Genomic DNA, 19,450 nt, shown 5'->3' on the forward strand with positions numbered 1-19,450 from the left:
CCTTTTCGATGACCAGATATTACAATCATGGTCAGCACAGGAATATCAGCGACACCAGCGAAGGAACGACGGCATGACATTGCACTGCACAGCTATGGCGAAACGACTGATCGCGTTGGCGGCATCGGCGGGGTTGCTCCTAGCCATGGGCGCCTGCTCACGGTCGGATGACGTTTCGTCGGCGGCATCCTCCTCCGCCAGCGCATCCAGTACGACGAAAGACGGCAATGTCGTGATCTTCGCTCCCTCGGACGGTATCACCATCTCGCAGCAGACCCCTTTGAGCAAGTGGGAGAAGCTGGTGCCGGAAATCGTATCCTCCTTGAAATCCAAGGGGGTGGACAGTAGGAACATCACCGTCAGAACCGCTTCGAGTCTGGATAGGCAAAGCCAAAGCGTGCAGGATTACGTGGTGAATCACGTGACCGGCGCCGCCAAGAAGACGAAGACCACGTTGGTTGTGGCTCCTGTGGCGAATACCACCGAATCGGACAGACAGTACGGCGATTATGTGAGCCGTGCCATCACCTGGAACGACGATTCCTCGGATGAAGACGAGCAGGCCTACGCGCAATCCGCGGAACGCCTGGTTTCCGCATTGCGGCTTGCCCAGGACGAAGGCATGAAGGTGGTGCTGATCTCCAACAGCCTGCAGGAATACGTTCCGGATGCGTTCGTAAAGATGTCCGATGCGGAGCAGATCGGCATGCTGCAGGCGCAGAAATTGGCAAGCAAGTTGGCTTTGGACAAGACGAGTTCCGACAATCCGAAGCATATCGAGGTACTGCTCCCCTACGATACGACCGATGAGAGCGGTCAGGACATCGATGCGACCTTCGCCCAATCGGTGTTCAAGGGGATATGGAAGGTGTTGGGCCCGTATTTCAAAGACGGTAAGGCCGTAAGCCCTTCCGGTAAGCTGACCGCGTCCAGCACCGATGACGACTGGCGGAAGGTGGCGTTCGAGGCCACGAAAAGCGAGCAGATCAGACAGGTGTTGGCTGAACGTCTCGGCATGGACAAGGATAGGTCCAGCCATACACGCATTGATGGCGTGATCGCCTGCAACGATTTCGTGGCGGACGCGGTCATCGCCGAATTATCGGATCTGGCATACACCGGCTCGGCTGCGGATATCAATCCTTCGATTACGATCTCCGGCATCATGGACAACATCGCAGGCAAGCATGATCTGAAGAAAAAAAGCCGTTCCGGACCCCATCAAGGCCCCGGAATCGGATGACGACGATGAGTCCGCCGATGATTCCGGCAAGGACGAATCCATCGACAAACAGAACGCGCAATGGCCGATCGTCACCGGTTACGGAGCCTATGCAGGTTCCATGCCGAGCATCGTGAACGGACAGCAATGGATGACCGCATTGGAGAATCGCAAGGCCTTTGCCCAGGACATCGCCGAGGTATGCGTACGCTTCAACGCATCGCAGAAGATCGACGGACTGAGTTTCGTCAAAAACACCACCGTAAGCGGACAGAAGACGCCCACCGTACAGGAAGATGCCCTGGCGGTCAGCGCCTATAATCTGAAAAAAAACGCTTATCGAACCGGGGTACATCTCTCTGGCCGACGCCGGAATGTAGACGATGCCGATCGATTCGAATTCGTAGATGGCGGGAGGGCCGTGCCGGTTGATTTCCGGTGCGGCCCTCCCGCCATCTACGAATACCAATGCCTATTTTCTTGGCACGTAGATCACGGTGTCGATCAGGGTCTTGTAGTATTCGACGACCGCTTGGCGGCGAGCCTTCATGCTCGGCGTGACCAGACCGTTCTCTTCAGTGAACTCGTCGGGCACGATCTCGAACTTTCGGATGGATTCGGCACGGGATACCGATTCATTGGCTTTGTTGACGGCACGTTCCACTTCGGCCCGAACGATCGGGTTCTTCGTGGCCTCTTCAAGATTCTCCACACGTTCGGCGCCCTGCGATTCAAGCCACAGATTCGTCTCCGCCAGATCGAGGGAGATGATGGCCGCGATGAACGGCTTGCGGTCACCTATCACCACGCACTGGCTCACCACAGGCGAAGTCATGATGGAGGCCTCCATCTCGCTTGGGGAGACGTTCTTGCCACCCGCCGTGATGATGAGGTCCTTCTTGCGTCCGACAATGGACACGAATCCGTCATCGTCGATGGATCCGAGGTCCCCGGTGTGCAGCCATCCGTCGACGATCTGCTGCTTGGTGACTTCCGGATGGTTATGATAGCCCACGCATACGGCCGGGCTTGTGATGCACAGCTCGCCCTCCTCGTCAACGCCCATGGTCACGCCCTGCAACGGCAGCCCGATGGTGCCGATCTTGTAGCCGGTCGTTGGGTTCACGCTGGATGGGGCGCAGGTTTCGGTCATGCCATAGCCTTCAAGCAAGGGCAGACCCACACCGTTGAAGAAGTGTGCGATGGAGGAGTCAAGAGGCGCGCCACCGGAGACCGCATACTCCACATGTCCGCCGAATACGTCCATGATCGACGAGTAGACAAGCTTGTTGTACAGCGCATGCTTCATGCCAAGCGCCAGTGGAATGCCTTCGCCTGACTGCTGCGCATGCGACCAGTCGCGTGCCACCTGGGTGGCGCCCGCGAACACACGGCCCTTGAAGCCGGAACCGGCCTTCTGCGAGGCGGCATTGTAGATCTTTTCGAAAATCCGAGGCACGGCCAGGATGAATGTCGGTTTGAATGCTTGGAAATCGGCCAGAATGGTTTTGAGATCGCCGGACAGTCCAAGCGAAACGTTGCCGGCGAAGCTGAAGAACTGCATATAGCGGGCGAACACGTGAGCCAGCGGCAGGAACAGCAGCAGACGACGGTTGGGCTTCATGGCGATGTCGGGCATGGAACGGACACCGGAATAGGTGATGAACACGAAGTTCGCGTGGGATAGCTCAATGCCCTTCGGCGTTCCCGTGGAACCGGAGGTGTACACGATGGTCGCCAGATCGGAACCCTTGACGGCGTGCTCGCGTTCATAGAATTCCGCATCGGATACGGAACGACCGTATTCGATGATGGTGTCGATCGCGCCGAACCGAATCACATAAACGTCACCCAGATCCGCGCATTGCCCGCGCACCGACTCGATTTTATCCCGTTGGCCATCGTCTTCGGCGAATGCCATCTTGACCTTCGAATCGTTGAAGATCATCGTGACCTGAGCCGGCGAATTCGTCTCATACACGGGCACGGTGAGCGCTCCGATGGACATGATGGCCAAGTCGAGCGCCGTCCATTGCCAGCAGGTATGGGCAATGATGGACACCGAGTCTCCCGGCATGATGCCACGCGCAATCAGACCCTTCGCGATGGCGATGACCTTGGCCTGGAATTCAACCGCACTGAAGGACATCCACGCTCCTTCCCCGTTCTTATACTCGACCAGGGAATCGTTCGGCGCGCGCTTCACACGCTCCTCAAGAACCGAAAAGATGTTCTTGTCAGTGTCGATCGACTGTTCCAAAGGACGCGTGTATTCCTTATACATGGCGCTATTCTCCTCAATGCATGAACCTACAAGTATGCATCATAGTCGAATCAGTCATCTTCCTTGGAATCCACCCTGCCTTTCAGCGTTTTCATTGACATCACCCGACCGGTTTCAGCATGATCGCCGTCGATCTGACTTTCCCCTCCGGATCGACGTAATCGCGACCGGCGCCTTTAAGCCCCCAGTGCAGACAGACATCCGCACAGTGGTCGGAAGATCCTTCGACGTGCGCAAAGACATGCCCGCTTTCGACCATTGTCCCCACGGATAGATCGGTGGTGGCCGGCTCGAAGGTGGAGGTCAGCTCGCCATGCATCGTGCCGTGACGTATGGTCACCACCGATTTGCCCGCCACACTTCCCACGAAGGCGATTACGCCATCTGCAGGCGCAAGGAGCTCCTCGCCTTTCTCCACGTTGAGGTCGACGCCCCGATGCCCTGCAAGCCATGCCTTTTCAGGTGCCGTGAACCGCTCCGTTATTCTGGCGTTCGACACAGGCCAACGCATGAGTGCGCTGCAGTCATCCGAATATGATGATGGTGCAATCGTCGAGGCCTGCGATGATCGCACCATCATGCAGCAGCAGATCAGCACCGCGATCGTCGTGACCAGACAGGAGACGATCGCCCGTCTGTGCTCGCAATCACTGCGCTCGGCGTCGCATTGATACCGGTATCGTCGAAGTCTACGCTGATAATCCTGTTCGTTCACCATGGCTCCTTTGTCGTTGCTGCCAGCATGAAGACCCTTTATCTTCCCCGTCAAGCCAGAACGAGGGCTGTGGTCGGAGGATGGAGGTTATCCACAGGCTCCGGGCGTGTCGCGCCCTACGATGGGAGACATGAGTGACAACACCACGCAACGTAAAGCCCTACAGCAGCTGGAGAGCGAATCCGTTGAGGAACGAATCGCCTATTATCGCAAACCGTTCATGGTGCTATGGGCGGCCGTGCAGGAGGCTTCGAGCGAATTGCAGGACGATTATTCGCTCTCTCCCGCCCTGTCACAGCTGTGGGTTGCTGAACGCATTCGCCAGGTGGCGGATTCACTGGTGGATCGCCTGGCCGAAACGGCGATCGCACACGGGGAATCCAAATCGAATGTGGCGCGCGCAGCGGGTGCCAGCCCCGCGAATGCGTTGCGTCGCTTTCCTCGTCTGCGTGAGGGAGAAGGTCACGATCGCACGCTTATCGATGAGGTGTTGGATTCATTGGAATAACAAAAAGCCCTCGATCCTTCGAGGGCTCATACCATGGCTCCTGCGACTGGGCTTGAACCAGTGACCGTCCGATTAACAGTCGGATGCTCTGCCAACTGAGCTACGCAGGAATGCGTTGTGCACAAGACGAAGATGATACTCCGGAATGGCGCTATTGCAAAACCTCAGCGTGTCACATGGAAATCCTGGTCAGAGGCATGGCGGAGTCGATCGGGAAATCCGGAGCGGACGGGCTGACGCCCGCCTCGACCAGATTGACTCCCAGCATGGCCACCATCGCGCCATTGTCGGTGCACAGCTTAATGCGAGGAATACGTACCTCTACACCACATTCCCTGCCGGCTTCCAACAGTTTGGCGCGTAACTGGGAATTCGCGGAAAAACCACCGCCGACGATCAACGTCTTGGAATCATACTGTTCGCAGCCCCGCATGGCCTTTCTGGCGAGCACGGTGGCGACGGAATCGGCCAGTGAGGCGCATACGTCATCTACGGGAACCGTACGGCCGGCGGCCTGCCGTTGCTCGATCCAACGTGCGACGGCGGTTTTGACCCCGGAGAAGCTGAAATCATAGGGATGCTGCTGGCCGGCCTTGCCCTGAGTCAGTCCTTGCGGCACCTTGATGGCATGCGGATCGCCTAACTGGGCGTGACGGTCGATATGCGGACCTCCTGGATAGGGAAAACCAAGCAGTCGAGCCACTTTATCGAAGCATTCGCCGGCGGCGTCGTCAAGTGTGGTGCCGACCACATCGATATGCCGAGCCACATCCTCAACGTGCAGCAGTGAGGTATGGCCGCCGGAGACTATCAACGCGAGCGTGTCTTGGGGAAACGGGCCGAACTGCAGTTGGGTGACGGCGATATGGCCAATGACATGATTGATGCCGTAGATCGGTTTGTTCGCGGCCCAGGCCAGCGCCTTCGCCCCGGAAACGCCGACGGCGAGGCATCCGGCAAGACCGGGGCCCGCGGATACGGCGATGGCATCGATGTCGGATAACGTCATATTGGCGTCGATCAGGGCCTTCGATACGCATGGCACGAAGGCCTCGGCATGTGCTCGGGAGGCGATCTCCGGAATCACGCCACCGTAGCGTGCATGTTCGTTCATGGACGAGGCCACGACGTTGGAGATCAGCGTTCTGCCCTGCACCACGGCCGCGGCGGTTTCATCGCAGGTGGATTCGATACCGAGTACGATTGGTTCGCTCATTGGTTGGACACTCCGTTAATTCTGTGGTTGGAAACCGATGATTCGTGGTGCAAGATCGAGGCTCATGGTGTAGGCATCGATTCCTTCGGGCTGGTAGTAGCGTTTGCGCAGACCCATTTTGGTGAAGCCGAAACGCTCATAGAGTCCCAGTGCCGGCTCATTGTCGACGCGCACCTCCAGGAGCATGCGCTTCGCGCCTTGTCCTTTGGCCGACTCGATCAGGGACCGCAGGAGCGTTGCCGCGATTCCACGACGTTGGAACGGTCTGCCGACGCCGATGGTCATGATTTCCGCGTCGTCACCGTCATACCAGAAACCGGCATAGCCGCGGATGACCGGAACCCCATCGTCATCCGCCGGCCCAAGGTCCAATAGATAGGTGCGTGCCGGCGCATTGAACTCCTGCCGGATCGCGTGTTCGCTCCAGGCGCCGTGGCCGAACAGGTCAGCCTCCAATGCGGCGATCTGGCTGACGGCCATATCCTGTTCGACCTGCGTATGATCGACAATCATATCGTCGCCTCACTCGGTTTTATCGGCACCGGCATGATTGAGCACATGCTTGAGCGGATTCGGCACGGATACGTCGGGACGCCGCAGGTACAGCGGTTCAACGGGGACGGGATGGGACAACGCCTCGTCGGATGTGGCGAAAGCGGCGAACCGTTCCAATCCGCAAGCCCCCTCATCAAGCAACGTATCGTCGGACACCGAACTGAGCGCCGACAGCGAATTCCATGTCGTGGCGTATTTCATGGCACCATGGCCCGCGATGTCGACCGCATATCGCACATTCGGATGTTCCTTCCGCAGTCGTTCGATCGCGGCGTCGACCCGTTGCACGATGGATTGAGGATAGTCGATATCCATTTCGATCAATGTCCGAGGCGTGGCGCCCTCCCGCGCCGCGCCCTTCAGCATGAAGTACAGCTGCCGGCGGCGGGCGTCGTTGACTGCAAGCGTCAGATGGCATGCGTCATCATTCGCGCGCGCATCGACCAGTCGCACCTGGGGCGAAAGCACATCCTGCCCCACCAATTCGGCTCCGGTGGCGAACGCCAATGCCTTGGCCGCCACGATACCGGCCCTGAGTCCCGTGAACGGCGCCGGTCCGATGCCCACCACGATACGTTCGATATCCTGCGGTCTGAGTCCCGCCTGTTCGACGGCACGGGCGATGTTCACCTGCAGTTTCTCGACGTGCGTGCGCGAATCGGTCTCCACGATGGGTTCGTGTCCGACCACGCCGACGGTGGAACCATACGAGGTGTCGATCACCAGTGTCTGCATCTTCAAGAACTCCTTGTGCCAAGCTTCTAGATACTGTACAACCGGCGCTAGAAGCGTCCAAAACGCCGGTCAGCGGGAACCGTTTTCGAAATCGAAACCGCTCCAGGCCGAGCCGACCGGAATCATGGTGACGATACGCACGCCATCGCTGGTCATCTCCCGGTCATCATCCGGCATACCGGCATCGGCGGGCCGGTCGATATGGATTTCCAACCGTTCCGGGGCAAGGGCCGCCGCCATCTGTTCGCCCCACTCCATGAGTATCACCGTATTGTCGCCTGGATTCTCCAACTCCTCATCCAGTCCCAGTGATTCAAGCTCATCCAGGAGCCTGCCCACGGTATCCTGACCGGGGGCATAGGCGTTGCCTCCCAGACGATAGGCGTCAACGTGCACAAGGTGCGCGGAAGATCCGTCGGAGAAGCGTCCTTCGAGTTCACGGGCGATGGTGAATGTCGGGGACACGATGGGCTCCGCGATGCCGAGACCGGCACCAAAACCCTGCGCGAACGTGGTCTTGCCGGCTCCAAGCGGTCCGGAAAGCAGCACCACATCTCCTCCGCGGGTCAGCTTTGACAACCGTTCTCCGATGGCGCGCATGTCGTCACCGGTCTTGACCGTGATGGTGGGGCCATTGTTGTTCATAATCAGCCGATCCGTCCTTTTTGGCTAATGAGTTCGATGGAGCGTTCCAGCGCATAGACCGGGTCTCCCCCGTTGGTTTTGCTTTGCTCGTCCGCCCATGCAAGCATCTGGATGCACCGGCCCAAGCCCGCCGAGGTCCATCCGGGAAGCTGTCTCGTGGCGTTTTTCAGCACCCAAGGATTCGTTTTCGCCTCCGCTTGGGAAATGGTGCCGGCCTGTACCGCCGACGCCTTGGCGAGCGTACGCAGCTTCATGGCGAGGGCTCCGATCAGCGCAATCGGATCGATACCCTGTTCCACCGCGGACCGCATGGCGATGATGGCATCGGCGGAACGCCCGGCCATCGCCTGGTCGGCCACGGAAAAACCCGTGACCTGCGGATTGGAGGTAAGGTACTGGTTCACGCGATCCAAGCCCATCGGATCGTCGTCGAAATCAAAACACAGCTGCGAAACCATTGCGGCAAGCTCGCCGGTTTTCTCACCGAGCACGGCCACGAGCTGCTGCGCCGCCATCGGTTCCACACGACGGTTTCTACGTTCGAAACATTGCATGACGAAGTTGAGCTTCGCGTCGGCCTTCTTCAAATCGGGCACGACCTGCTTGTCGGCGCCGGCCTTCGTGAGCCGGTCCACCAATCGCTTGCCCTTGACACCACCTTCATGTTGACAGATGACGATGCTGGAATCCGCGGGATTCCTGCATGACTGCCTGCAGTAATCGACCATGGCGTCGCCGAGTCCTTCGTCTGCGCCTTGCAGGTTGACGATTTTCACGATCGCACGATCACTGAGCAACGAGGGACTCACCGCTTCGTCGAAAGCGTAATGATCCGCACCTGCCGCATCCAGTTCGATCAATTCCGCATCGGGATACCTGCGTTGCGCGGCACTGCACTGGTCACGCACCATCTGTTCGTTCAGGTATGCGTCACCGCCAAAGACGATATGGAAGGGCGTATTCGCTGCGGATGTTTTCGGCATAGTATTCAATCTCGCCGCATCGGTGGACAAGCGCGTCATCACCTGCCGGCATCCCAGTGCATGCTTCTCAGTGCGACGGCCGTGCGTTCGCCCCACATGCGTAGCCGATCCACGGGATTGATCAGCAAACGTCGACCAGGCATGCCTCGTTCGGATGTTCCCGCATGTCTTGCGATGCGGTGCATCAGCCATACCGTACAGGCGCAGATCGATTCGACCGCCAGCACCAGCAACGCGCCTGCGATGCCACCGGTCCATGGGACGATGGCGTGATCGCCCGACCCCAGATGCGACGATACGACCTCCATGATCGCGGTGCCGCAACCGGACAACCACGCCAGTGCGAATCCGATGTCGGGAAGTATCCAGGACAAGGCCAATGACGCCAGTCCGGTCAGTGTGGCGAAACCAACGACCGGCGAGACCACGAGATTCGCCGGAATCGAAAATACCGGCAATTCCGGCTCGATCAGCACCTGCAACGGCAGCGTGAACAGCTGTGCCGCTATGGTCATGCCTGCGGCCTGCGCCACAAATTGCGGCAGGATCACCTTCAGCCAGTCGGTTATACGGTCCGCAAACAGCACTATGCCCAACACCGCGGCGCATGAAAGCGCAAAACCAAAGCTGCGCGACATGTACGGCTTGGCAAGCAACACGCCCAGGGTGGTCCAGCATAAGGTGCTTAACGCCTGTCCACGCCGTCCCAGAAACAGACAGATCGCACCGGCCAGACCCATCAGTAGCGCACGGGAGACGGAATCCGAAGGAAACATGCAGCAGGACAATGCAATGTAGGCGAGAGCGGTCAGTGTCGCCGTGATTCTTCGCGGTATCACGAAGAACGCGCAGATCGTACGGACCAAGGCGGCGACCACGGCGAGATGCCCGCCGCTGACCGCCATCAGATGCAGGATTCCCGATCTGCGGAAATCATCCTCCAATCGACCGGCATAGGTGGCATCAATGCCGGATTCGTCGGGCTGATCTTCCATCGGTACGTAATCCTGTCCGAGAATGCCCAATGTCAGTCCAGGTACCAGTACCTTCCCCTGATCCGAAAGCTTGCCGGTCTGCACGAAGAACGCACGCTGCATCACGCCGACAAGGTGGAACGTGACATTCGGCGCACGGATCCTGTGAACGTCGCCGGCATCGGTCAGCCATAGCGGCCTGCCGCCATAGTTGGCCGGCATCAGCATACCGTCCAACTGATATACGCCGTCCTGCTGCAGCATGGCGCAGTCGGGCTGGTCGGCGTATACCCGTATGCGGCCAGCCGATGCCCGTACGACATGGTTTTCGGTCACGGATTGCAGCATGGCGTCCACTTGGCAATCGTTGGAGCGCCTGTCCGAGGCGACCGCCGGTGCAGTGACATGCAGCCGTACCGTGACCCGCGTGGTTCCCCTCCTTGCCAGTACCGAGGATACGTCGTTCCATTGCATGAGATCGTAGGTCAACGCGGTGGAGAAACATGCCAGCATGGCGGCAACGCATACCATGGCGCCATTATGCCGAATCATCAGCATGGCGCCGCCTGGTCCACGTAATCGAGACGATACCAGTCCCGTAAAGGCCAGTACAGGCACCAGAACCACGACGACGATCGGAGCCAGGCCCATATGCGCCCCTTCCGACATCACCATCGAGAACACGACATGTGCGAGAAAACTCGACGACCAGCCCAGCAACGCCACGGGCAGCAGACGCCGGTCCTTGCTCCCCTGTTCGTGTTCGGACCATTGATCCCTCCTGCTCATCGCACGCACACCTGGTCACGGAATTTGGCCAATGTCTTGCTCCCGATGCCCTTGACCTCCATCAACTGATTCACATCATCAAAACGACCCACCTGCATGCGGTAGTCGAGTATGCGTTGCGCGGTAACCGGTCCGACACCCTTAAGCGTCTGCAGTTCCTCCAGACTCGCGGTGTTGAGATCAAGAAGACACTGGTCGGAGCCGGAATCCTGCGATTCGGATTGCGCCGTATCCGACTGTGTGGATGAGGCTGACGCAGGCGGCGACGATGTCGTATCGGATGGAGGATATGAAGCCTGTCGTGTCATGGCTTGCGTGGATTGCAGTTGCGCATAGTGAGTCGCCTGTTGGACAAGCATGGTCAGGCTTGCACATAATGCGCAGGTCAGGATCAGCATCGCGATGACCGCGTGAATCGGTTGGAATATGATGCGGGGTCTGTCCCGTCGCCCGTGATTGGCCGTCTCCTCGGAATCGGATGGCCGGACACCGGACAAATCGGCTAACGATGGTTTTGCGACGACGGCATGCCGAGCCTGTGATGTCCGGATCCGCAATCGTGCGGGTTGCGGATGATGCGAGGGCGGATGAGATTCAGGTTCCACCGTCTTCTCGGGAGCATCCAGCCGCCGCAGCCGTGTCATCGTTGCGGCTGCGGCGGCTGGATGCTTCTTGAGGATAACGAAAATGCCCATGATTCCACGCTGATGGAATCATGGGCATTTGTCCAGCCGAAACAGCTCCTGTGGTCGGAGGACGCCAGTTATCCACAGGCTCGGCGTGTCGTCAAGCGGGAGAATGGTTCAGTGTCTTTCGGCAGCCTTCAGGCGTCATTCGGCCGGAACGATCGAGACGATCTTCGGGGCCTTGACGATCACCTTACGCGGCTCCTTGCCACCAAGACGTTCGGAGACGGCCTCAAGGGCCATTTTCTCGAGTTCCTTCGGGTCGACATCCGGAGCGACCTCGAGCTTGGCGCGCACCTTGCCCTTGATCTGCACCACCGCGGTGACGGTGTCCTGACCAACGTAGCGTTCGTCGGCCTTCGGCCAGTCGGCATGGGCCAACGACTCGGCATGGCCGAGCTTGTTCCACAATTCCTCGCAGATATGCGGGGCGATCGGCGAGAGCATCAGAACCAGCGGTTCGGCGGCGGCACGCGGCACATCGTCAAGACCGGTCAGATGGTTGTTGAGCACGATGAGCTTGGCGATGGCGGTGTTGGGACGCATGGCCTCCATTTCCACGGTCACGTCGGCAATCGTGTTGTTCAGCAGCTTCAACGTCTTGGTGTCGGGCTCGCCTTCGGTGACACGCACCTTACCGGTGGTCTCGTCGACGACGTTGCGCCACAGACGCTGCAGGAAACGCATGGAGCCGATCACGTTACGGGTGTTCCACGGACGGGACTCGGCCAACGGGCCCATGCCCATTTCGTACAGGCGGAAGGTGTCCGCGCCGTAGTTCTCATACATGTCATCCGGGGTGATGATGTTCTTCAGGCTCTTGCCCATCTTGCCGAACTCGCGGTTGGCGTGCTCGCCGTTCCAGGTGAAGGTCGGTTCGCCATTGGCGTCGGCCGGGCCTTCCACCACTTCGGCGGCCGGCACGTACTGGCCGCGATCGTCGGTGTAGGCATAAGCCTGGATCATGCCTTGGTTGAACAGCTTGTGGAATGGTTCCGCGGAGCTGACGAAGCCGAGGTCGAAAAGCACCTTGTGCCAGAAGCGCGAGTACAGCAAGTGCAGCACGGCATGTTCCACGCCACCGATGTACAGATCCACGCCACCGGACTTGCCGGCGGTCTTGTTGTGGTTCGGTCCCATCCAGTAGTCGAACTCATCCTTCTCCACCATGCGTTCGGTGTCGGTCGGGTCGAGGTAACGCATGTAATACCAGCAGGAGCCGGCCCAGTTCGGCATGGTGTTGGTGTCGCGGTAGTAGGTCTTCTTGCCGTCACCTAGGTCGAGCTCGACCTTGACCCAATCCTCGTTGCGGCTCAAAGGCGCCTCCGGGTTGGATTCGGCATCCTCCGGGTCGAAGGTCTTCGGGCTGTAATCCGGCACGTCCGGCAGATTGATCGGCAGCTGTTCGTCCGGCAGCAGATGCGGGGTGCCGTCCTCGCCGTAGACGATCGGGAACGGTTCGCCCCAGTAGCGTTGACGGCTGAAGAGCCAGTCACGCAGACGGTAGCTGACGGTACCCTTGCCGACGCCTGCGGATTCGAGCCATGCATTGACCTTGTCGATGGCCTCGTCCACTCGCAGACCATCGAGGCTCAGGGCGTCGCCTTTGGCCTTGGTGGATTCCACGGAGGAGTTGATCACGATGCCGTCATGGGAGACGAACGGGGCCCTGCCCTCGTAGTCGGACAAGTCATCGCCGGATTCCGGCAGCGGCTTGACGGTGTAGATGACCGGCAGACCGAACTTGACGGCGAAATCGTAGTCACGCTGGTCGCCGCCCGGCACCGCCATGATGGCGCCGGTGCCATAGTCCATGAGCACGTAGTCGGCGGTGAACAGCGGCAGTTCGGCTCCGGTAATCGGGTTGACGGCATACAAGCCGGTGAACAGACCGGTCTTCTCCCCTGCCTCGTCGACGCGGTCCTTGGCCGTCTTGGCTTCGGCCGCCAGACGGTAGGACTTCACGGCCTCGACCGGAGTGGCGTAGCCACCCTTCCAATTCTCCGGCGTTCCGGCAGGCCACTCGGCGGGCACATCCTCAAGCAGATGGTGTTCCGGGGACACGACGGCGAATGTGGTGCCGAACAAGGTGTCGGGACGGGTGGTGTAGACCTCCATGTCCTTGGCACCGTTCGGGGTTTCAACGGTGAAATGCACGGATGCGCCGTGGGATTCACCGATCCAGTTACGCTGCATCAGCTTGACCTTTTCCGGCCAGTCAATGCCGTCGAGGTCTTCGATCAGACGGTGGCCGTAGGCGGTGATACGCATGGACCACTGGCGCAGCTCACGTTGGAATACCGGGAAATTGCCTCGTTCGGACTTACCCTCGGCGGTGACTTCCTCATTGGCAAGTACGGTACCCAGGCCAGGGCACCAGTTGACCGGGGACTTGGAGATGTAGGCTAGGCGGAAGTCGTTGAGCACATCCGACTGCTCGGCCTCACTCAGATCCGCCCAGGACCTGCCCCCAAAGCCGGGAATGGCGCGTGCGCCGGATTCGAACTGTTCGACCAGTTCGCCGATCGGCCTCGCGCAGCCCTTGGAGCCGCTCGGGTTGGTGGCGTCCTGGTCATACCATGCGTCATAGATGCGCGAGAAGATCCATTGGGTCCAACGCACATAGCCCGGATCGATGGTGGCGAAGGAACGGCGGTTGTCGAAGCTCAGGCCCATGCGATGCAGCTGGCGGCGCATGTTGGCGATGTTCTGCTCGGTGGTGATGCGCGGATGCTGACCGGTCTGTACGGCGTACTGCTCGGCCGGAAGGCCGAAGGCGTCATAACCCATGGCATGCAGCACGTTCTCGCCCTTCATGCGGTGGTAGCGGCTGACCACGTCAGTGGCGAGGTATCCCAGAGGATGTCCCACATGCAGACCCTTGCCCGACGGATACGGGAACATATCCATGGCGAAGTAGGACGGACGGCCTTCCGCGTTGCGTCCCTCACCATCCTTCAGTTCGCCCTTGACGTTGGCGGCCCAGAAAGTGCCCTCGTCATCCCAGATCTTCTGCCATTTCTCCTCAACGACCTGAGCCAGCTTCGCGTTGTAGCGAAACGATGGCTCGGCGGATTCGTTCGATTGCGCCTGCGCGCTTTTCTCGGTGTCACTCATAATGCATGAAACTAGCCGCGCAACTGGACACTTGGCAAGGTGATAATCAGTATCCAAGAAGCGACGCGAAGATCAGTCTTTCCGCTGCACCGTAGGCGGGTTCAGCGAAGCGTCGGTGGTGTATCCGATCTCCTGTTTCATGGTCCGTACCGCGCTCTTCCATGAACCGTCGGCGAGCATGGACTTGAGCGCCGCATCGATCTGCCCGGCCAACTCGCTCTCACCATGCCTGACGGCGATGCCGTAGGATTCCTCGCCGAATGGATTGCCGACCACCTGCAGGTAGCCGTTGCCCCTGTCTGCGGCGAGTCCCGTGAGAATCGCATCATCGGAAACGATGGCGTCGGCTTCGCCTATCATCAGCGACGTGACGCACTGCGGATAGGTGTCACGTTCCTCGACCGTCACGCTGGCTGCCAGATTCCGCATGTCGGAACCGTAAGTGCCGCCTTTGGCCGTACATACGGTTTTGCCATCCAGATCATCGACGCCGGAAATCACATCCGCGCTGTCTCCGCGGATCAGCAAATCCCGCCTCACCGTAAGATACGGCCCGGCGAAAGTCACTTTGTCGTCATAGGAGGCATCCATCGCGAAGGAATCCACGACCATGTCGACATCCCCCGAAGTCAACGCCGAAACGCGAGTCGAGGGAATCACCTTCGTAAACACGACCTGCTTGTCGGCAAATCCCAGGTACTGCGCGACGTATCGGGCCACGGTGATATCGAATCCGGAATAATCCTTACCGTGCAGCAAGCCGAGTCCCGGCTGATCGGTGGCCACGCCGATGGTGATGGTCGGCCCCTGCGCCTGACCGTTGGTCACCACGGAGATGGAGGTGCCGCATGCGCCCGTACCGATCATGATCGACACTGCGCAGAGCATCGCCGCGATATTCCGCATCCCGTGCGCCATATAACCGCCTTCCGAACATTCACTATGCGTCGGTGCCGGAACCACCGACCGGTGACGCAAAGTCTACTTGAACATGCGTGAACGAGTAAGGAACCAGGTGACGATGCCCGAAAGCACCATCGAAATCAGAATGATCACCACGAAGCCCCACGGTTTGTCGGACAACGGCATGCCCAGCATGCCGTCCTGGAAGTTCATGCCGTACATGGAGAAAATCAACGTCGGTATCGACAGTGTGATGGAGATGATGGTGAAGATGCGCATCACGTTGTTCAGATTGTTCGACACGATCGAGGCGAAGGCATCGGTCATGTTCGCGAGAACGCCGCTGTAGATGTTGGCCATCTCGATTGCCTGCTTGTTTTCCGTGATGACGTCGTCGAGCAGGTCCTCGTCTTCCGGATACTGCTTGAGACGAGGCAGGGTCGTCAGTTTTTCCATCACGATCTCGTTCGATTTGAGTGACGTGGTGAAGTAGACCAAGGTCTTGCTCAGTTCCAGCAGCATGAGGATCTCACGGTTCTGCATGGAGTGGCGCAGCTTCAGTTCGAGTTTGTCGCTCTCGCGGTCGATGATGCGCAGATACCGCAGATACATGGTGGCGTTGCGGTAGAGGATCTGCAGAATGAAGCGCGTCTTCATATACGTATTGAAACCGCGGATGGTGCCTTCCATGAACGGATGCAGCACCGAGGTGTCCTGCATACAGACGGTGATGATCATCGACTGCGTGATGATGATCGACAACGGGATGGTCTCGTACCAGTCGCGACCGCCACGCTCCTCGACGGTCGGGATGTCGACGATGATCATCGTATAGTCGTCTTCGACATCGACTCGCGAGCGCTCCTCGTCATCCAGCGGGGCACGCAGGTCGGCCAGGTCGATGCCGGTCTCCTGGGCGACGTTGGCGAGTTCTACGTCGGTCGGTTCGGAAAGGCATAGCCAGGAGCCGTTCTCAGGTTTTTGGATCTGCTCCACCTGGCCGTTAATCGTTCTGAACATTCTCAACATGTCTCTCACCCGCCTTTCGCGCTTTCCGACGTTCTATCGCTGTACGGCAGCCCGTGAATCCACAGGGAACCATGTGGCCGGGCATACAACCTCATTAAGGATAGTCCCATGCGCAGAATTTGCGATGCGCAGGGTGAAACGTTAACCGACTATTCATGTCGGGACCGTGGTGTTACGGTCTCCCGGGGTGCCGTGCGCTCGGCCTTACTGCGTGATCGGTTTCCATTGTGGCATGTTCGGGCCTCTGAGATTGTCGGGTCCGTTTTCCCAATCGGTGAATGCCGCGATCGCCGGGCCTTGGTTGAATTCGTCGAGCGTCCATCGGGGTTGTTCCGTATCGCCCGCGGGTGTCATACGTGACCAGAAGGCGTTGCGCATGGATCCAAGGTTGCTGAGGCTGTCGGGATCCATGCCGAGCAATGTCTCGATGGTGGCGACGATCCAGGACCCGTGGCCGACGATGAGCAGTGTGGTCGGTGCGGCGTTCTTGCGGTGACGGCTGAGGATGTCGAGCACCGCCCGGCTGCCTCGCCTTCCGGTATGGGTGCGGCTTTCCACGCCGTGCTTGAGTTCCCCGCCGGTATGCGAGCGCCATGAGTCGTAGTCCGCGGCGTCGATGCTGCGGATTTCCTCGCGGGTCATGCCTTCCCATTCTCCGAAGCTGCGTTCGCGTAGTCGCGGGTCGCATTCGACGGGCAGTCCGAGCAGGTTGGCGAAGGCGTGGGCGGTCTGTTGTGCGCGGAACAGGTCGGAGGAGACGATGGTCATCCGGCGTTTCGCCGCCGGCGCCTGTGTGATTTCGTTTGGATCGGCCGGATGTGCGTCCGGTCCGGTCGGCTGTTGCAGGGATTCGGGATGTTGCGCCTGGTTGGTGATCTTCGCCCAGTAGTATCGGCGTGCAAGTTCATAGGCGCTTTGGTCCACCTGCCATCGGCCGACGATGTCGAGGGGGATGTCGATCTGGCCTTGCAGTCTTCTGCCAAGGTTGTAGGAGGTTCTTCCGTGGCGTAGAAACAGTACTTCGTCGATCATGTTGTTCATTGTATCCGTGGGGGCGGCTGCGCCATGGGTGCCGGTGGCGGCGGATCATGGTCATCCGTCGCAATCCGCACGTTTCGAGGCAGTCTTGCGCTCTCTTCTATACTGGTTCCGTCGAAGGGGCATAACCATGCCTCCATGCGGGCAGAAGGGGTTATGGCTTACAATACGATTCTTTCCGGTATCGAGATCCTCATGCCGGCGATGTTTGCCGGGGCGATCGTCGTCGTGGCGCTCAGCGATGACACGCGTCGGAGCCGCATGGCATTTGCTACGGTATTGGCGCTTCATGCCGTCGCCATGTTCGGAGGTCTGCTGGTTTGGAGATTCACCGGTCTTGATGGTACGTTCCCCATCGTGATGACGCATGTCGGCAGCTACTGCGTGCATATTGTGGGGCCTGTGGCCGTCACCGGCTTCATTCTGCTGGCATGCGCCAATCTGCCGTCCAGGCCTTCTTGGAAAGCGAGGCGTACGGCCAGTGCCAAACATGTTCTGCCGCAATGGCTGGCATTGTTCCTGCTGCCGGTCGTCTCGGGAATCGTGGGGCTTCGCTATGGTACGGTGATGCTGATGTATCCGGCCACAGCATTCTCTTCGATGATACTGTCATGCTGCGATGTCAGAACGGCGAGGAGCGGCGGATCCGAGCCGCGCATGAACTGGCGGAGGGCAGGGTGAAACCGTTCACCGAACAGCTTCACCCCCATTTCATCTTCAATTCGTTGACCGCCATCCAGGAACTGTGCATGGAGGATCCCGACAGGGCGAGAAAAGCCATACAGGAGCTGTCCGTATATCTGCGTGGCAATATCGATGCGGCCGGAGAGACTACGCTGGTTCCCATCCGCAAGGAAATCCGGCATGTCAAGGCATATCTTGATCTGCTGCAGGCCGATGCCCCGCGAAACATCACGGTGTCATGGAACATACGCACCCTGGATTTTCGGATTCCGCCACTGAGCATGCAACCTCTGGTGGAACACGTCATCAAATTCCATTCGCCATGCACTGTCGACCCGGCGCTCGCCATCAAGGTTTGGCAGGATGACGCGGCGGACTACGTCAGTGTGCATGACGATGCCGAATCCGAATGCCCGGAAGGGGCCGACCATCGTACGGCCAGCCTGGATCGCGTCGCCGAACGGTTGGGTGCCATCTGCAACGGGTCCCTCGCGTATGATGCCGACCATGGAACGACCCTGACCATCACCATTCCCAAAGGCGGTAACGCATGAACATCCTCATCGTGGATGACAAACAGCTTGCGATCAATGCACTATGCCGCATTTTGCGCGACGTCGAGCCCGATGGCACCTGCGTGAAGGCGACATCGGCGCGACAGGCGTTGGACGAGGCCTGTCGGATCCGGTTCGACGTGGTGTTCCTCGACATTGAAATGCCTGGCATGGATGGCATCGAACTGGCTCGAAAACTCAAGGGATGCAATGAGAACGTCAACATCATCTTCGTCACCGCGCATGCCGAGCATGCGCTTGAGGCGCACGGCATGTATGTCAGTGGATACCTGCTGAAGCCCGCCGATGAGGATGACGTCCGCGTCGCACTGTCCAATCTGCGCAACCCCATCGAGCCGGAGGCCGACGACCGTATCGTGGTGCAATGCTTCGGTGATTTTGATGTGTTCTATCGTGGCGAACCGTTGAAGTTCAATCGTAGCAAGTCCAAGGAACTGTTCGCCTATCTGGTGCATCGCAAGGGCGCACGCTGCTCCATCGGCGAACTCATCACGGCATTATGGGAGGATGCCTCCAATTCGCCGTCGCGTCGCGCCCAGGTACGCAATCTTATCCACGATCTGAAAACGACGCTGGAGCCGATCGGTCAGGATGACGTCATCGTGCGCGGGCGGGACAGCGTGGCAATCAGGATGGAAACGCTTGACTGCGACCTGTTCCGCTTCCTGAGGGGAGATTCCGATGCCGTGAATCTGTACCACGGCGAATACATGGCCCAATACGATTGGGCAGACATGACGGAAAGCATGCTGTAAGGCATCCAATCCGCCATGTCGGTTCGATATGCCTAAG

The 19,450-nt window shown here is 59.1% G+C and carries 18 protein-coding genes, 1 tRNA gene and 1 pseudogene; 6 read left to right on the plus strand and 14 right to left on the minus strand.

The genetic code is table 11. The annotated features are described in order from the left end of the window. The first annotated feature begins 73 nt into the window (after window positions 1-73). Window positions 74-1,602, plus strand: a pseudogene (locus BMOU_RS05515) (substrate-binding domain-containing protein). Between the two features lie 92 nt (window positions 1,603-1,694). Here BMOU_RS05515 and BMOU_RS05520 read toward each other — a convergent pair. Both BMOU_RS05520 and BMOU_RS05525 read right to left on the minus strand, forming a co-directional pair. Further along, complete coding sequence (locus BMOU_RS05520; RefSeq protein WP_034875573.1) at window positions 1,695-3,506, minus strand: AMP-dependent synthetase/ligase; 1,812 nt, start codon at window positions 3,504-3,506, stop codon at window positions 1,695-1,697. A gap of 100 nt (window positions 3,507-3,606) precedes the next feature. Beyond that, window positions 3,607-4,017 carry a M23 family metallopeptidase gene (locus BMOU_RS05525; RefSeq protein WP_371851390.1) on the minus strand — a complete coding sequence of 137 codons (411 nt, stop codon included), beginning with the start codon at window positions 4,015-4,017 and terminating at the stop codon, window positions 3,607-3,609. Between BMOU_RS05525 and BMOU_RS11820 the strand changes: the two genes are divergently transcribed. Beyond that, window positions 4,016-4,177, plus strand: coding sequence for a hypothetical protein (locus BMOU_RS11820; RefSeq protein ID WP_371851391.1), 162 nt, complete (start codon window positions 4,016-4,018; stop codon window positions 4,175-4,177). The genes BMOU_RS05525 and BMOU_RS11820 overlap by 2 nt on opposite strands. 174 nt (window positions 4,178-4,351) lie before the next feature. Continuing rightward, window positions 4,352-4,729, plus strand: a complete 378-nt coding sequence (locus tag BMOU_RS05530; RefSeq protein ID WP_171001947.1) for a transcriptional regulator — start codon at window positions 4,352-4,354, stop codon at window positions 4,727-4,729. A gap of 34 nt (window positions 4,730-4,763) precedes the next feature. Here the strand turns inward: BMOU_RS05530 and BMOU_RS05535 are convergent. The 12 genes from BMOU_RS05535 to BMOU_RS05590 all read right to left on the minus strand — a co-directional run bounded on the left by BMOU_RS05535 (window position 4,764) and on the right by BMOU_RS05590 (window position 17,393). Then, window positions 4,764-4,839 (minus strand) — tRNA-Asn (locus tag BMOU_RS05535). Window positions 4,840-4,901: 62 nt separating this feature from the next. Next, window positions 4,902-5,945: a tRNA (adenosine(37)-N6)-threonylcarbamoyltransferase complex transferase subunit TsaD gene (gene tsaD, locus BMOU_RS05540; RefSeq protein ID WP_034875581.1), complete on the minus strand. Its 1,044-nt coding sequence runs from the start codon at window positions 5,943-5,945 to the stop codon at window positions 4,902-4,904. Between the two features lie 15 nt (window positions 5,946-5,960). Continuing rightward, entirely contained in the window at window positions 5,961-6,458 is a 498-nt protein-coding gene (gene rimI, locus BMOU_RS05545) for a ribosomal protein S18-alanine N-acetyltransferase (RefSeq protein WP_034875584.1), read from the minus strand. A gap of 9 nt (window positions 6,459-6,467) precedes the next feature. Beyond that, window positions 6,468-7,235, minus strand: a complete 768-nt coding sequence (gene tsaB / locus BMOU_RS05550) for a tRNA (adenosine(37)-N6)-threonylcarbamoyltransferase complex dimerization subunit type 1 TsaB (RefSeq protein ID WP_034875586.1) — start codon at window positions 7,233-7,235, stop codon at window positions 6,468-6,470. 69 nt (window positions 7,236-7,304) lie between these two features. After that, window positions 7,305-7,880, minus strand: coding sequence for a tRNA (adenosine(37)-N6)-threonylcarbamoyltransferase complex ATPase subunit type 1 TsaE (gene tsaE, locus BMOU_RS05555; RefSeq protein WP_034875587.1), 576 nt, complete (start codon window positions 7,878-7,880; stop codon window positions 7,305-7,307). Between the two features lie 2 nt (window positions 7,881-7,882). Further along, window positions 7,883-8,863 carry a DNA polymerase III subunit delta gene (holA, locus tag BMOU_RS05560; protein ID WP_051428922.1) on the minus strand — a complete coding sequence of 327 codons (981 nt, stop codon included), beginning with the start codon at window positions 8,861-8,863 and terminating at the stop codon, window positions 7,883-7,885. Between the two features lie 38 nt (window positions 8,864-8,901). Further along, window positions 8,902-10,626, minus strand: coding sequence for a ComEC/Rec2 family competence protein (locus BMOU_RS05565; protein WP_034875593.1), 1,725 nt, complete (start codon window positions 10,624-10,626; stop codon window positions 8,902-8,904). Next, window positions 10,623-11,024, minus strand: a complete 402-nt coding sequence (locus BMOU_RS11220; RefSeq protein ID WP_034875594.1) for a ComEA family DNA-binding protein — start codon at window positions 11,022-11,024, stop codon at window positions 10,623-10,625. Before BMOU_RS11220 ends, BMOU_RS05565 begins: the two co-directional genes overlap by 4 nt. Before the next feature lie 432 nt (window positions 11,025-11,456). Further along, on the minus strand, window positions 11,457-14,429 hold the full coding sequence (leuS, locus tag BMOU_RS05575; RefSeq protein ID WP_034875597.1) for a leucine--tRNA ligase: 2,973 nt from the start codon (window positions 14,427-14,429) through the stop codon (window positions 11,457-11,459). A 72-nt stretch (window positions 14,430-14,501) separates the two neighbouring features. Further along, window positions 14,502-15,347, minus strand: coding sequence for a transporter substrate-binding domain-containing protein (locus tag BMOU_RS05580; RefSeq protein ID WP_034875600.1), 846 nt, complete (start codon window positions 15,345-15,347; stop codon window positions 14,502-14,504). 63 nt (window positions 15,348-15,410) lie between these two features. Beyond that, window positions 15,411-16,361, minus strand: coding sequence for a magnesium transporter CorA family protein (locus BMOU_RS05585; RefSeq protein WP_034875602.1), 951 nt, complete (start codon window positions 16,359-16,361; stop codon window positions 15,411-15,413). A 204-nt stretch (window positions 16,362-16,565) separates the two neighbouring features. Further along, complete coding sequence (locus BMOU_RS05590) at window positions 16,566-17,393, minus strand: histidine phosphatase family protein (RefSeq protein ID WP_034875604.1); 828 nt, start codon at window positions 17,391-17,393, stop codon at window positions 16,566-16,568. A 162-nt stretch (window positions 17,394-17,555) separates the two neighbouring features. Here BMOU_RS05590 and BMOU_RS11580 point away from each other — a divergent pair, with 162 nt between their 5' ends. From BMOU_RS11580 to BMOU_RS05600, 3 genes are read left to right on the plus strand one after another with little or no spacing between them, the layout of a single operon-like run. Beyond that, on the plus strand, window positions 17,556-18,080 hold the full coding sequence (locus tag BMOU_RS11580; protein ID WP_235143718.1) for a hypothetical protein: 525 nt from the start codon (window positions 17,556-17,558) through the stop codon (window positions 18,078-18,080). Continuing rightward, window positions 18,011-18,637, plus strand: a complete 627-nt coding sequence (locus BMOU_RS11585) for a sensor histidine kinase (RefSeq protein WP_235143719.1) — start codon at window positions 18,011-18,013, stop codon at window positions 18,635-18,637. Before BMOU_RS11580 ends, BMOU_RS11585 begins: the two co-directional genes overlap by 70 nt. Then, a complete protein-coding gene (locus BMOU_RS05600) occupies window positions 18,634-19,413 on the plus strand; it encodes a response regulator (RefSeq protein ID WP_034875607.1) in 780 nt (259 codons plus the stop codon). Before BMOU_RS11585 ends, BMOU_RS05600 begins: the two co-directional genes overlap by 4 nt. Window positions 19,414-19,450: the final 37 nt, after the last annotated feature.

Source organism: Bifidobacterium moukalabense DSM 27321 (genome assembly GCF_000522505.1).
In the GTDB taxonomy this organism is placed as follows: domain Bacteria; phylum Actinomycetota; class Actinomycetes; order Actinomycetales; family Bifidobacteriaceae; genus Bifidobacterium; species Bifidobacterium moukalabense.

Coding starts and splice junctions, on each gene's coding strand:
- BMOU_RS05590 (WP_034875604.1), bottom strand. CDS start 17,393: ATGATCGACGAAGTACTGTTTCTACGCCACGGAAGAACCTCCTACAAC.
- tsaE (WP_034875587.1), bottom strand. CDS start 7,880: ATGAACAACAATGGCCCCACCATCACGGTCAAGACCGGTGACGACATG.
- BMOU_RS05585 (WP_034875602.1), bottom strand. CDS start 16,361: ATGTTGAGAATGTTCAGAACGATTAACGGCCAGGTGGAGCAGATCCAA.
- BMOU_RS05530 (WP_171001947.1), top strand. CDS start 4,352: ATGAGTGACAACACCACGCAACGTAAAGCCCTACAGCAGCTGGAGAGC.
- BMOU_RS11220 (WP_034875594.1), bottom strand. CDS start 11,024: ATGCTGATCCTGACCTGCGCATTATGTGCAAGCCTGACCATGCTTGTC.
- rimI (WP_034875584.1), bottom strand. CDS start 6,458: ATGATTGTCGATCATACGCAGGTCGAACAGGATATGGCCGTCAGCCAG.
- BMOU_RS05600 (WP_034875607.1), top strand. CDS start 18,634: ATGAACATCCTCATCGTGGATGACAAACAGCTTGCGATCAATGCACTA.
- holA (WP_051428922.1), bottom strand. CDS start 8,863: ATGCCGAAAACATCCGCAGCGAATACGCCCTTCCATATCGTCTTTGGC.
- BMOU_RS05520 (WP_034875573.1), bottom strand. CDS start 3,506: ATGTATAAGGAATACACGCGTCCTTTGGAACAGTCGATCGACACTGAC.
- tsaB (WP_034875586.1), bottom strand. CDS start 7,235: ATGCAGACACTGGTGATCGACACCTCGTATGGTTCCACCGTCGGCGTG.
- BMOU_RS05565 (WP_034875593.1), bottom strand. CDS start 10,626: ATGAGCAGGAGGGATCAATGGTCCGAACACGAACAGGGGAGCAAGGAC.
- BMOU_RS05580 (WP_034875600.1), bottom strand. CDS start 15,347: ATGGCGCACGGGATGCGGAATATCGCGGCGATGCTCTGCGCAGTGTCG.
- leuS (WP_034875597.1), bottom strand. CDS start 14,429: ATGAGTGACACCGAGAAAAGCGCGCAGGCGCAATCGAACGAATCCGCC.
- BMOU_RS05525 (WP_371851390.1), bottom strand. CDS start 4,017: ATGCGTTGGCCTGTGTCGAACGCCAGAATAACGGAGCGGTTCACGGCA.
- BMOU_RS11585 (WP_235143719.1), top strand. CDS start 18,011: ATGCTGCGATGTCAGAACGGCGAGGAGCGGCGGATCCGAGCCGCGCAT.
- tsaD (WP_034875581.1), bottom strand. CDS start 5,945: ATGAGCGAACCAATCGTACTCGGTATCGAATCCACCTGCGATGAAACC.
- BMOU_RS11580 (WP_235143718.1), top strand. CDS start 17,556: ATGGCTTACAATACGATTCTTTCCGGTATCGAGATCCTCATGCCGGCG.
- BMOU_RS11820 (WP_371851391.1), top strand. CDS start 4,016: ATGAGTGCGCTGCAGTCATCCGAATATGATGATGGTGCAATCGTCGAG.